Annotated in this window: 9 protein-coding genes and 3 pseudogenes; 7 read left to right on the forward strand and 5 right to left on the reverse strand. The window is 68.4% G+C overall.

All coding sequences use genetic code 11. From position 1 onward, the window contains the following. Positions 1-62: 62 nt before the first annotated feature. Positions 63-1,463: an MFS transporter gene (locus AB0A65_RS12120; RefSeq protein WP_359950427.1), complete on the forward strand. Its 1,401-nt coding sequence runs from the start codon at positions 63-65 to the stop codon at positions 1,461-1,463. A gap of 62 nt (positions 1,464-1,525) precedes the next feature. Here AB0A65_RS12120 and AB0A65_RS12125 read toward each other — a convergent pair whose 3' ends face one another. Then, on the reverse strand, positions 1,526-1,678 hold the full coding sequence (locus AB0A65_RS12125; RefSeq protein WP_359950848.1) for a hypothetical protein: 153 nt from the start codon (positions 1,676-1,678) through the stop codon (positions 1,526-1,528). Between the two features lie 49 nt (positions 1,679-1,727). Then, a pseudogene (locus AB0A65_RS12130) lies at positions 1,728-1,931 on the reverse strand (hypothetical protein); the annotation flags it as partial. Between the two features lie 35 nt (positions 1,932-1,966). On the opposite strand from AB0A65_RS12130, the gene AB0A65_RS12135 reads away from it, so the two are divergent. The 3 genes and pseudogenes from AB0A65_RS12135 to AB0A65_RS12145 all read left to right on the forward strand — a co-directional run bounded on the left by AB0A65_RS12135 (position 1,967) and on the right by AB0A65_RS12145 (position 3,424). After that, positions 1,967-2,296 carry a metalloregulator ArsR/SmtB family transcription factor gene (locus AB0A65_RS12135; RefSeq protein WP_359950428.1) on the forward strand — a complete coding sequence of 110 codons (330 nt, stop codon included), beginning with the start codon at positions 1,967-1,969 and terminating at the stop codon, positions 2,294-2,296. Then, positions 2,296-3,077, forward strand: a pseudogene (locus tag AB0A65_RS12140) (cation transporter). The gene AB0A65_RS12135 and the pseudogene AB0A65_RS12140 overlap by 1 nt, the downstream one beginning before the upstream one ends. Then, the gene (locus tag AB0A65_RS12145; RefSeq protein ID WP_359950430.1) at positions 3,074-3,424 is read left to right on the forward strand and encodes a DUF3703 domain-containing protein; all 351 of its coding nucleotides are present in this window, start codon (positions 3,074-3,076) and stop codon (positions 3,422-3,424) included. The pseudogene AB0A65_RS12140 and the gene AB0A65_RS12145 overlap by 4 nt, the downstream one beginning before the upstream one ends. A gap of 1,069 nt (positions 3,425-4,493) precedes the next feature. Here the strand turns inward: AB0A65_RS12145 and AB0A65_RS12150 are convergent. Beyond that, the gene (locus AB0A65_RS12150; protein ID WP_359950432.1) at positions 4,494-5,747 is read right to left on the reverse strand and encodes a hypothetical protein; all 1,254 of its coding nucleotides are present in this window, start codon (positions 5,745-5,747) and stop codon (positions 4,494-4,496) included. A 445-nt stretch (positions 5,748-6,192) separates the two neighbouring features. On the opposite strand from AB0A65_RS12150, the gene AB0A65_RS12155 reads away from it, so the two are divergent. From AB0A65_RS12155 to AB0A65_RS12165, 3 genes and pseudogenes are all read left to right on the forward strand, one after another. Then, positions 6,193-8,130 (forward strand): translation factor GTPase family protein, encoded by a 1,938-nt coding sequence (locus AB0A65_RS12155; protein WP_359950434.1) that lies wholly within the window; start codon positions 6,193-6,195, stop codon positions 8,128-8,130. Continuing rightward, positions 8,127-9,422: an MFS transporter gene (locus AB0A65_RS12160; protein ID WP_359950436.1), complete on the forward strand. Its 1,296-nt coding sequence runs from the start codon at positions 8,127-8,129 to the stop codon at positions 9,420-9,422. Before AB0A65_RS12155 ends, AB0A65_RS12160 begins: the two co-directional genes overlap by 4 nt. 256 nt (positions 9,423-9,678) lie before the next feature. After that, positions 9,679-9,849, forward strand: a pseudogene (locus tag AB0A65_RS12165) (helix-turn-helix transcriptional regulator); the annotation flags it as partial. A 394-nt stretch (positions 9,850-10,243) separates the two neighbouring features. Here the strand turns inward: AB0A65_RS12165 and AB0A65_RS12170 are convergent. Next, positions 10,244-11,128: a hypothetical protein gene (locus tag AB0A65_RS12170; RefSeq protein ID WP_359950438.1), complete on the reverse strand. Its 885-nt coding sequence runs from the start codon at positions 11,126-11,128 to the stop codon at positions 10,244-10,246. A 6-nt stretch (positions 11,129-11,134) separates the two neighbouring features. After that, complete coding sequence (locus AB0A65_RS12175) at positions 11,135-11,563, reverse strand: hypothetical protein (RefSeq protein WP_359950440.1); 429 nt, start codon at positions 11,561-11,563, stop codon at positions 11,135-11,137. Between the last annotated feature and the right edge of the window lie 59 nt (positions 11,564-11,622).

Here is an 11,622-nt window from a genome sequence, read left to right on the forward strand (position 1 = left end):
TCGTGGGGAGGGGCGGCAGGCTTGACGCGAACCCCGTTCGCCGCACGGAAGCCGAGGAATGCATGCCCGCCGTGAAGTCCCGCCGTCTACCACCCTTCAGCGGTGTCCTGGCCCTGGTGATGGCCTCGACCGCGCTGGTGATCATCGACATCACGATCGTGACGATCGGCCTGCCGCTCATCAGCGCCGAGTTCACGGCCGGAACGTCCGCCGAATCGGTGGTGGTGACGTACACGGTCGCGATGGGCGCACTCACCCAGGTCGCGGGGAGCCTGTCGGACCGGTGGGGCCGCAGGCCGACGGTCCTGGCCGGGATCGCGCTGTTCACGCTGGCGTCGCTCGCCGCGGCCGCGGCACCGACCCTCCTGTGGCTCAACGCCTCCCGCGTCATCCAGGGCGCCGGGGCGGCGGTGATCATGGTGAACGCGATCCCGCTGCTGGCCGACCGGTACTCCGGCGAGGACCGGAATCTCGCGATCGGCGCTTGGGGCACGGTCGCGACCGCGGCCGGGCTCCTTGCGCCGGTCCTCGGTGGACTGCTGGTCGAGGTGTTCGGCTGGCGCGCGGTGTTCGCGATCAACCTCCCGCTCGGGATCGCCGCCTGGATCACGGCGGCGCGGCTGCTCCCGAGTGCGCCGCGCCGGACCACCGGGGCTCGGACCGACTGGCCGGGCGGGCTGCTGCTGATGCTGGGCCTGGGCGCGGCGACGATGGTCATGCTCGGCCTCGACCGGAACTGGAGCAACGCGGACACCCTCATCCTCGCTGTCGCCGGTGTGGCGTTGACGGTGTTCGCGGTCGTCGAGTCGCGTACGGCGGCACCGATCCTGGAGTTGCGGATGTTCGCTCGCCGGGCCTTCGCCGGTGCGATGCTGGCCGTGTTCCTGTCCCGGGTCCTGACGATCGGCGGCACCGTCTACCTCGTCCTCCACTTCGCGGAGTCGATGCGCTTGAGCCCGGCCGCGGTCGGGCTGCTGATGACCCCGATTTTCGCCGCGCAGATGGTCACCGGCATGGTCGGCTCCAGACTGCTCAGCCGCTGGGCGCCGGGCCTGGTCATCGGGCTCGGTTACGCGCTCAAGGCAGCCGGGCTCATCGTCCTCGCGTGCACGATCGCGCCCGGGACGCCGTGGTGGGCGCTGCTCGCCCCGCTCCTGGCCTGGGGCGCTGGTGGTGGGATCGCCGGAGCTCCCGTGATGGCGGTCGCGGTCAACGTCACCGAGCCAGAACGGGTCGGCATGGTCGCCGGCACCGTGTCCACCCTCGCCTCGATCGGTGCCGGAGTCGGCACGGCCGCCCTCGGCGCGGTCTACGCCCGCACCGGCGGGACCGACCCCCAGGCGGTCGCCGACGGCGTCCGCGCCGTGCTCGCGGTCGGGGCCGTGCTCGCGGTCCTCGCCGTGGTCACGACGCTGGTGCTCATCGACCCACGCCGCGTCCCCAGACCGGTCGGCAGGTCATGACCCGGGATCGGCGGTCTGTTCGGACTCCGGTCGGGGGAGGGCTGCGGTGCAGCGTGAGGTGGTCAGTTGATGTCGATGGCGGCTTCGCCTTCGGGGGTGTCGGCGAGGATGCGGACGCTGTTGGGCCCGGGGCGGCCGGGTTCGAGGACCAGTTGTGCGGTGAAGGCGTCGGTGGTGACCAGGACGGCGGTCTCGGCCGGAGTGGACTGCGACACCCTCCAGGACCGGGGCCATGCGGTGGCAACTGCCGCACCAGGTCGCATAGAACGCCACCACGGTCCGGCCCTCGGCCTCAAGCACCTCGTGCCCGAATCCCGCCTCGGCCACTTCAGCGAGAGGAAGAGCAGTCATAGCCGTCGCTCCTTGCCGATCAGATCCCTCCTGAACAGGCATCAACCGTAAACCTGTACCGCAGAACCGGATGCAACCCGAAGTGACCACCGACACAAGACCTGGATAGTACATCATTGCGTGAATACACGATTCAATGTACTGTCAGGCTCATGGAGACGCTCACCCACGGCCAAGTCCTCGCCCGCTTCGGCCACGCCCTGTCCGACCCCACCCGCTCACGCCTGCTGCTGGCGCTGCGCGAGGCACCCGGGTACCCGGCCGAGCTCGCTGCGGCCCTCGGGGTCTCGCGCCAGTCGCTGTCGAACCACCTCGCCTGTCTGCGCGGCTGCGGCCTGGTCGTGGCCGTCCCCGAAGGCCGGCGCACCCGCTACGAACTCGCCGACCCCGGCCTAGCCGCCGCGCTGGGCAGCCTGCTCAGCACCGTGCTCGCGGTCGACCCGGCCGCATGCGCGGCAACCGAGGAAAACGGCTGCTGCTGATGGCCGAGTCGATCACCCTCGCCCGCAAGCCGACCGGCCCGAGCCCCGAGCGCCGCGCGCACCTGACGCGCCTGATCCGGATCTTCGTGGCCGCGACCATCACCTACAACGTCGTCGAGGCCGTCGTGGCGATCACCGCGGGCACGATCGCGTCCTCGACCGCGCTCATCGGGTTCGGCCTCGACTCGGTCATCGAGGTCTCCTCCGCGGCCGCGGTCGCCTGGCAGTTCTCCGCCGCCGACCCCGCGGTGCGCGAAGCCCGCGAGCACCGGACGCTGCGGATCATCGCCCTCTCCTTCTTCGCCCTCGCCGCCTACGTCACGGTCGAATCGGTGCGCGGCCTGCTCTTCGGCACCGAGGCCGAGCACTCCAGCATCGGCCTGGTCCTCGCCGCCGTCTCCCTCGCCGTGATGCCGTTCCTGTCCTGGGCCCAGCGCCGCGCCGGACGCGAACTCGGCTCCGCGACCGCTGTCGCCGACTCCAAGCAGACACTGCTGTGCACCTACCTCTCCGCGGTCCTCCTGGTCGGGCTCGCGCTCAACAGCCTCTTCGGCTGGACCTGGGCCGACCCCTCGCGGCGCTCGTCATCGCGGCCGTCGCCGTGAAAGAAGGCGTCGAGGCATGGAAGGGCGACAACTGCTGCGCCCCGAACGCCGCCCTCGCCGCAGACCAGGCCGCTTGCGGGGATGAATGCTGCACCCCGGCACCGACCGGCGACCGCCTCGAAACCACCGCCCCGCACGAGGACGACTGCTGCGACCACGAGAAGGGACGGGCATGATCTTCAAACCCATGCCGCCGGTCGTCAAGGCCGCCTTCGCAACCGAGCTGGCGATCGCACGGCACGCCCAGGACGGCGCCGCGTTCTGGACCGCCGCCGAACGCGCCCACATCCTGTCCCAACCCTGGCCCTGGCCCCACACCTGGGCGCACGCGGTCATGCTCCGCCGCGCCCTCCGGGAGCGAGACCGCATCGAAGCCGTCGGCCAAGTGGTCCGGATGCTGGTGGCAGGACCCGGTTCCGCCCTCGGACGCTACCCCGAAGGCAACACCGGACGCGCCCGCATCCCCCTCGCCCAGACCATGCCCGTCCCACCCGACCTCGCCGCAATCCTCGCCCGCACCTGAACCCCCCCCAAAGCTGCCGCCAGACCCCCCCACCCGGCTGCAAGCTCCCCCGGCCAAAGTCGACCCTCGAAAACCACCACCGCACCGACACAACGAGAAAGCGGCCATTGAATCGATGGCCGCTTCCGGACGCAATGCCGGGTATTTCAAGATCTTCTCGAAAACCAGAACTTGTTTCACCTTGTCAGAGGCGGGGTGATTCAAACAAAATGGTGGAGGTACTGAATGCTTATCCGCATACGTTTCCGCTGGTCAAAGCGCTGTGATCCGACCTGTCGAACCATGCGAAACCCGACACGAAAAGCCAGGAACGCAGTCCAGGTCTGCAATCTCCAGTGCGGACGGCACCGCGTCCGCTCCGCAAAAGACTGGCCCCGAAGGACCGCCAACGACTTATCGCAGACTATCTCGATGGGGCACTCCAGAGGGACCTCGCCGCGCGATACGCGATCGGACTTTCCAGCGTCAAGACCATTCTCCGCGACGCCGGAGTCCGTAAGTACGCCAATCGCGGCTGAGAGCGGGACGGGTCTGGCGGCAAGAAGGTCGCCAGGCCAACCTCATCACGGCGCCGCCTGGACATGCCTCGAGCATGGAGTCCCCGATCATCGGCGCTCGATCCGACGGACGCTACCCCATGACGCTGGAGGAGATTCCCGCTCGTCCGGCGCTGTCCGCTCAGCATCCGATTCCGCCAGAATCAAGTCCAGCAGAATCTGCCCGATCTGGTGAGGATCGATATCCTCGCGCTGGTCGCCGGTCACCCGGACCCGCAACTGCTTCCTCGACATGCACTTCCCCATTCTCTCGGATCGAGCGAGGGTGTTCCTGGCCCTGAACGTAGTGCCGCTCCTCATTCCGATGCGGCCACGACACGGTGCCCCGGCATGCGACGTCGAAAGTCCAGCCTTCAGAAGTGCCAGCCTTGTTCGATGACGAAACCGACCAGGTTCCGACAGAGGATGCCGACCGTTCTCCGTGAAGCCGAAGATTGCATATTTGCTGTTCGTGCCCGGACGGCAGGGTCGGCGCCCGCACGGAGTCGGGCCCCGGCTGGGGGAGAATATGATTATCGGTCGACAGCGTCTTCGATGTCGGCGGTTTTCTCCTCAGTGAGTAGTGGCCCTGCCAAGCGCAGTGCAATGCTCAATGCGCCTCGCACCGCCCCCAAACCCTGTTCCACCTGCGCACGGGCAAGCTCCAGATCCTCATCAGCGTGTTTGACGGCCTGGAGCTGCGCACGCGTCTCGGCGATCGCCGTAGCCACCAACTCGTTCAGCGGCTGGATCTCGTCCACATGGCCACCGCCGTACACGAGGAACAGCGCCTCGGTGCGTTTGGTCGGCAGCACCTCCCCGGCCGTGGTGACGAATGAGGACTTGGTGAGCGGCACCGGGTAGTGTGCATCGGCCCAGGCCAGAACCTGCTCCTTATCGGCGACACCGCGAAGGAGCCGATCGATGAGCTCGACAAGCGAGTTGGACGCCTGGGAAGGCCCGTCACAGGACATGGCGAGCGCCTCACTCGCACCGACGTACTTTCGCTCCAGCACCTTGTTGAGCTTGGTGACACGTACGCGGAGGTCTTCGGACAGCCATTCCCGCAACGCAGTCATGAGCTCGGTGACTTCGTCTGGGCTAGCACCTTCGGGCGGCTGGTCGACTTTGAAGTCGAACCTCCCGTCAGCGAGCACGTCCAGCAAATGGTCAAGGCCCGCGTCAAGCTGCGTCAGCATCTCTAGCAGCGGGCGTGAGAACAGCAGCGACAAGCCGCTCTGCTCGATCTTCTTCTCCGAGATGATCTGCGCCGCGTCCTGGAGGGCGACGGCCAGCGGCTTGATGAATTCGATGGCACGCTTGAGTGCGCGGAGGACGGCGGCGAGGTCGTCGGCGACGGCTTCGGCGAGCCGGTCGTAGCGGGCAGCGCCGAGGAGACGCCGGTGATACCGCTTCGTGGCAGGGGTGTCGATCCGCTCGATCAGTGCGCTCAGCCCATCCTGCAAGAACACGTCGACCTTCAGGAGCGCGGCTTTGAGAGCGGCCTGGGCATGTGGCTCTCGCGTGGCCTCGTCGAGCCTGTCGTACCAGGTGTCGAGGTCGTCTCCGGCATCGAGGATGCGGCATCCCACCACAAGTGCCTCGATGATGAGCAGCGCTTCGTTGCAGACGCGCATCGCCTTGAACCGCATGCTGTCGAGTTCGCGTAGCTCATCGGTGATCTGGCACCGGTGCGGCGAATCGGGATAGACCAGGTCGACCAGATGGAACGCAGCGAGTTCAACCTCGCTTCGAGCTCCTGGTGTTTCTTCCAGTTGTGCAGCCATTGCATCCCCCTGTGTTCGGCCTCGACGCCGGGGAAGTGCCGACGGGAGGCGTCTGCTTCGAGGCCGAAGCAGGCTTGGTCCGACTGTGCATGAGTCGCCGGAGGCGACTGCGGATACATCCATATCTTGTGTTGAACAGTCGAAGCAAGCACTACATATAGGATACGCGAGGGGTCCGACATTTCCCGAGGCAATTTCGGACGCTTCGCGTAGGAGGAAGGCTTTGCGTTGGGAATCAGGCAGAGTGGCAGAACCGGCATGTTGACTCGATGGGTCGCATGGCTCGGAGTCGTCTGCTCCGGCTGGGGCGCAATTCGGTTGACGCGTCCGGAATCGCGGGTGGAGGATCGGCGGGTCCGGACGTTGCGTCATCCGCCGAAGCGAAGGAAACTGATCATGCGCCAACTCATGTGCGAGCCCAGGTCCGACCAGCACATGAGGAGCCATGAACCGATCGAACGAGTCCGCCCATGCACGACCTGACACCGGAGCGCCGCGGCGCTGCGTCAACCTCGGGGTCGTCGCCCATGTCGATGCGGGCAAGACCAGCCTGACCGAGGCACTGCTGCTGCGCGGCGGCGCGATCGCGCGCCTCGGGCGCGTTGACGAGGGCACGACCCAGACCGACACGATGGCGCTGGAGCGACAGCGGGGGATCACGATCCGCGCCGCGGTGGCGACGTTCGCTGCGGACGGCGTGGCCGTCAACGTGGTCGACACGCCCGGGCACCCCGACTTCATCGCCGAGGTCGATCGCTCGCTTGCAGTGCTGGACGGCGCGGTCCTCGTCGTGTCCGCCGTCGAGGGGGTACAGGCCCAGACCATCGTGCTGTTCCGCGCCCTACGCCGCCTCGGCGTTCCGACGGTCTTCTTCATCAACAAGATCGACCGGTCCGGCGCCGACCCCGACCGCGTCCGCACCGCGATCGCCGAGCGGCTGACGCGCGCGCTCGTGCCGCTGGCGCGGGTCCGCCGCCCCGGCACGGCCGCCGCGCAGGCCGAGCCGCTCGACTGGGACGACCCGCGCTGGGCCGAGCAGGCGAGCGCCCAGCTCGCCGACCACGACGACGCCCTCTTCGAAGCATGGATCGACCCCGCACAGCGGCTCGACGCGACACGCCTGCGGTCCTCGCTCGCGGCGCTCACCCGCTCCGGGACCGTCCATTCCGTCCTGTTCGGCTCGGCCAGAACAGGACAAGGGGTCGAGCAGCTGATCGGCACGGTCACCGATTTCCTCCCCGCCTCCATCAGCGACGACGGCCCGGCGGTCGCGCAGGTCTTCAAGATCGAGCGCTCGGCGGCGGGGCAGCGGGTCTGCACGCTCCGGATGAGGGAAGGGACGCTACACGTCCGCGACCGTGCCGTCCTCGGCGCAGGCCGGGCCGCCACGGTGACCGGCATCGAGGTCTTCGCGCCCGGCGGCACCGCCGCGAGCGGTCTTGTGGCCGCGGGTCAGATCGCCCGCGTGCGGGGGCTGGATGCCGCCCGCATCGGCGACTGGATCGGCGCCGAGCACACCGCGGCGGCCTCGGTCCTGCCCGAGCCGGGCCTGGAAGCGCGCGTGGTCGCCGCCGATCCCGCGCGCCAGGCCGACCTGCACCGGGCGCTCGCCGACCTGGCCGACATCGACCCGTTGATCGCCGTCCGCCCCGACCGCGGCGCGGCCCGGATCCGGCTCTACGGCGAAGTGCAGCAAGAGGTCCTGACCGACACGCTCGCCCTTGAGTACGGCATCGACGTCCGGTTCGAGGCCGTCACGGTGGTCTGCGTCGAGCGCCTCGCCCGACGCGCCGACGCCGCGGCCCGCATGGGCGATCCGGGCCACCAATACCACTACAGCCTCGGCGTCACGGTCGAACCGGCCGCACCGGGCAGCGGGGTCGAACTGGTCGTCGCCGCGAACCAGATCACCCTGCCGATGCACGTCTACGGCAACGCCGACGGGTACCGCGCCGCGATCGGCGAGTACCTGGCCACGCCCCTCGCCGACGGCCCGCACGGCTGGCCGGTGACCGACCTGCGCGTCACCGTCACCGATAGCGACTACCCGCCCGCGGGCCCGCGCGCGGTCGACGTCAAGCGCACCACCGAAACCGTCGTCCGCGAGGCAGTCCGGCGTGCGGGCACCCTCGTGTGCGAACCCGTCGACCGCTTCGACCTCGAAATCCCCTCCGCGACCCTCTCACCCGTCCTCGCCCTCCTCGGCCGACACCGCGCGGTCCCTGGCCCGCCTCACGCGACCGGCGCCCTCACCACAATCACCGGCACCGTCCCCGCAGCCGAGGCGGGTGCACTCCGCACCGGCCTCCACACCGCCGCCCACGGCGAAGCCGTCCTCGAAACCGTCCTCGACCACTACGCTCCGACCAGGAGCGCCCGATGAACCCGGACCTCCTCGCACGCCGCTTCCTGGTCTGGAACTTCCTCAGGGCCGTCCTCCACCAAGGCTGGTGGCTGGTCACCAGCCTCTACATGGTCGTCGACGCCGGTCTATCCCCTGCCGACCTGCTCATGATCGCCGCGGCCCAAGGCGTTGCGAGCTTCGTGTTCGAGATCCCGGCCGGTGTCGTAGCCGATACGATCGGCCGCAAACCGGCGATCGCGGTGTCTCACCTCCTCATGGCCGCGGCGATGATCACCACCGGGCTCGCTCCCGGCTTCGTCCCGCTCCTGGTCGCACAGATGCTCTGGGGCATCTCCTGGACATTCGCCAGCGGCTCCGACATCGCCTGGGCCACCGACGAGATCGACCAGCCCGACCGCATCCATCTCCTCCTCGCCGCCCAGGGCCGCTGGCAGATGATCGGCGCCGGGATCGGCATCCTCGCCTTCGGCGCGCTCGCCACATTCACCGGCCGGCCCACCGCCATCGTCACCGCCGGGGCGTTGATGCTCGCCCTCGGCACCTGGTTCACCCTGCGTTTTCCCGAGCGCCGATTCACCCGCGTCCGCACTCGGCACCTCCATGCCGCCCTCGACATCGCGCGCCGGGGCGCGCGGCTAGCCGTCCGCGACCGCACCCTGCTCGTTTTGGTCGCCGTGACCATCCTCGTCAACGGCGCCGCCGACGCCTTCGGCCGTCTTTACCCGGTCGCCCTCGCCGACCTCGGGCTGCCAGCCGGGCCGGTCGGCACCGCCTGGTTCACCGCGATCGCACTCGCCGGGTACGTCCTCGCGGCCCTCGCCCTCACGATCGTCCAACGCGGACTCCACACCGACCGCGGTGCCCGCGTAGGTCTCATCAGCGCCTGCCTCACCGGTGCGTTCGGCCTCACACTGACCGGGCTGGCCCCCGACCTCGAACTCGCCGTCGCCGCCGTGATCATCACCAGCGGCATCGCCATGCCCCTGACTCGCACCATCACCACCATCTGGGTCAACCGCCGCACCACCAGCGACATCCGCGCGACCACGCACTCCTTCTTCGCCCAATCCGAGTACGTTGGTGAGATCCTTTGTGCCGCAACGCTCGCGGCCCTGGCTGCGACGAGTAACACCATCGTCATCACCGCGGCCCTCTTCGCCGTCGCCACCGCAACCATCGCCCTGCACCGCCCGAACAGACACCTTTGCTGCCCGTGCCGCGCCGCAAATACAACCGGTGGAACCTCTACTGACCCCACGCCCGATCCCGACATGCCCCGCACGGACGCCGAACATCCAGACGCCCTGTAACTGCGGCCGGGATCAACGACCCGGGGCCAGATAACGAACCTCCGGTGCGTACACAGGATCGGCGGGTGCGCTCACGACCGTGGGTGCTCGCCGTCCTCCTCGCGCCGGACGCTCGGGTCAGGGTCAGTCCGAACTTTCGGCCACTTCGGCGAGAGCTTGCACCTGCGTCCGTCCGGCCAGATTGGGCAGCATCTGCGCACAAGCAGCCGCCCGCGGCAGCTCGCGCCGCGAACACCGCCTGTCGGCGCTGATTTCGCGCGAGTGCGACGTTGCCGCCGAAGTGGCCCGAGGCGCCTCGAACGCCCAGATCGCCCGCGCCCTCGGCCTCACCGCCAGCGTCAAGGCTCACATCAGCCGCATCCTCGCCAAACTCGGCCTCGACACCCGAGTCCAGATCGCGCTCCTGGCCCGCGATGCAGAGGCATGACCGCCGCCGGTCACACCCGCTCAGGCGCACAGTGAGTTTCGAGGTGAGTAGAAGTGGGCGTCCGTCCGAGAAGCGGAAGGTCGCCGGTTCGACCCCGGCCCTGGCCACCCTCATAACCAGGCGAAACACCCCGTCTACCAGGATGAACACTGGAAGGCGGGGTTTGCTTGTGTCCGGCTCCGACCGGTGAAATCCGGCTGCAAACGGCCAATTTACGGTCCTATAGCGGTCCCGGCATTTCGGTCAAGTCACACTAATCAGGCAAAGCGTTCATTTCTAATGTGAGGATGTCGCCTACTGAAGAGTGATTTTCCCAACTGAAGACCCTCCAATTGAGACACGTTCGCCGAGGGGATGTGAGAACAGTTGCGTCGGACCGTTCGGTGGATTCGGATCAGGTTTGGGCGGTTCTCGAAGACGGGGTTTGTGCGCGCTTGGTCAGGATGTCGGTGATGTGGTTGCCTTCGGTTCGGGTCAAGCGTCCTTGGGAGACTTCGATTCCTACGCTGGCGGCGAGGGGGAGCTGGTGGACGTCGAACACCGATTCGACGATAGTTGCGAGTGCGGTGGAACTGGCCCGGGCGCGGAGGTGCGCGGTGACCAGGCCTGCGGTACCGATGAGGGCCGCGGGCCAGCTCAGGGCCGACCAGGGGAGCAGGAGGAGCGACCAGGCGGCGAGGATCGTGTCGGAGCGGTATCGCTGGTAGGCCTCGTCGACGAGGCTTCGGGTGTCGGCGTTGACCAGCAGTACCAGGCGCGGCCACGCTGCGTTGGCTGAGAGTCCGTACTGAGCGTCGATGCGGGTGCCGATGAGGCGGAATGCGTCGCCGATCGCGGTGGTGCACTGGGGCCGGTAGTTTCTGGGCGGTTGGACTCCCCGCTTGCGATTGCGGGCCGAATAGCGTTGGCGTCGCCATTCGATCCATCGCTTTCCGCCGCGGCGGAAGGGGCGGGATCGCTTCGAGTTCGGCGGCAGGTCGTCCCAGGAGAGGCGCATGATCCAGACGCGGTGGACGCCGCGTCCGAGGAGGGATGCGATCACTCCTGCGGCGATCGCGGTGGAGACCGCGGCGATGAGCAGGGCGAGCGGAGCCGTGCGGGTCTGCGACCAAAGCAAGTCGACTTCGGAGGAGTAGGCCGCGAAGTCGAGGACCCGTGCGTGTCCCGCGGCCGCGAACCAGGAGCAGCAGGCGACGAAGAGCAGGCCCGGCAGAGCGACTCGGGAGAGGAGCCGCTTGGTGAGGGAGGTGCCGAAGGTATCGAGGAGTGTATTCATCATCGGTGCTCAGCGCGCGATGCGATCCATGACGCGATCGGCGACCGCGCATTCGGGCTCGTACCCGGTCCTGGCCTCGGCCGTGGCGCGGCGGCCGCATCGCGGACTTCGAGGGCACCGGTACTCCCCGTCCACAGGACGGTCGTCGACCCCGATCGCGCCGAGCGTCCCCGCACTGAGGCCAGCCTCGCCGGTCTCCGGCCGACCGGTCCGGCTGACCTCGTCCGGATCCAGTTCGACCAGCGTGATGTCGTGCCTGGCAGCGGCGTCCGCAGGCGGTGCGCCGTCGCGGACCTCGGCCATGACCGCCTCGAACCTGTCGAGCAGGTCCGAGGGCGCTTGCGCGGCTAGTGCAGTCAGGCGGTGGTACTGGCTGCACCATAGCCGGACGCTCCAGTCGCGTTCGGTGATGGCGTTCGCATTTGCTTCGGCATCCAACTGACCGACCTCCGTCCGGTGAGGGCTGTGATCGGTGGCCTCGACCGATCCAACTCATG

This window comes from Glycomyces sp. NPDC047010 (genome assembly GCF_040644205.1).
Lineage (GTDB): Bacteria > Actinomycetota > Actinomycetes > Mycobacteriales > Micromonosporaceae > Glycomyces.

What these genes read in the sequence shown, in the direction of transcription:
- AB0A65_RS12170 (WP_359950438.1), bottom strand. Translation starts at nt 11,128, where the DNA reads ATGATGAATACACTCCTCGATACCTTCGGCACCTCCCTCACCAAGCGG.
- AB0A65_RS12120 (WP_359950427.1), top strand. Translation starts at nt 63, where the DNA reads ATGCCCGCCGTGAAGTCCCGCCGTCTACCACCCTTCAGCGGTGTCCTG.
- AB0A65_RS12160 (WP_359950436.1), top strand. Translation starts at nt 8,127, where the DNA reads ATGAACCCGGACCTCCTCGCACGCCGCTTCCTGGTCTGGAACTTCCTC.
- AB0A65_RS12155 (WP_359950434.1), top strand. Translation starts at nt 6,193, where the DNA reads ATGAACCGATCGAACGAGTCCGCCCATGCACGACCTGACACCGGAGCG.
- AB0A65_RS12135 (WP_359950428.1), top strand. Translation starts at nt 1,967, where the DNA reads ATGGAGACGCTCACCCACGGCCAAGTCCTCGCCCGCTTCGGCCACGCC.
- AB0A65_RS12145 (WP_359950430.1), top strand. Translation starts at nt 3,074, where the DNA reads ATGATCTTCAAACCCATGCCGCCGGTCGTCAAGGCCGCCTTCGCAACC.
- AB0A65_RS12150 (WP_359950432.1), bottom strand. Translation starts at nt 5,747, where the DNA reads ATGGCTGCACAACTGGAAGAAACACCAGGAGCTCGAAGCGAGGTTGAA.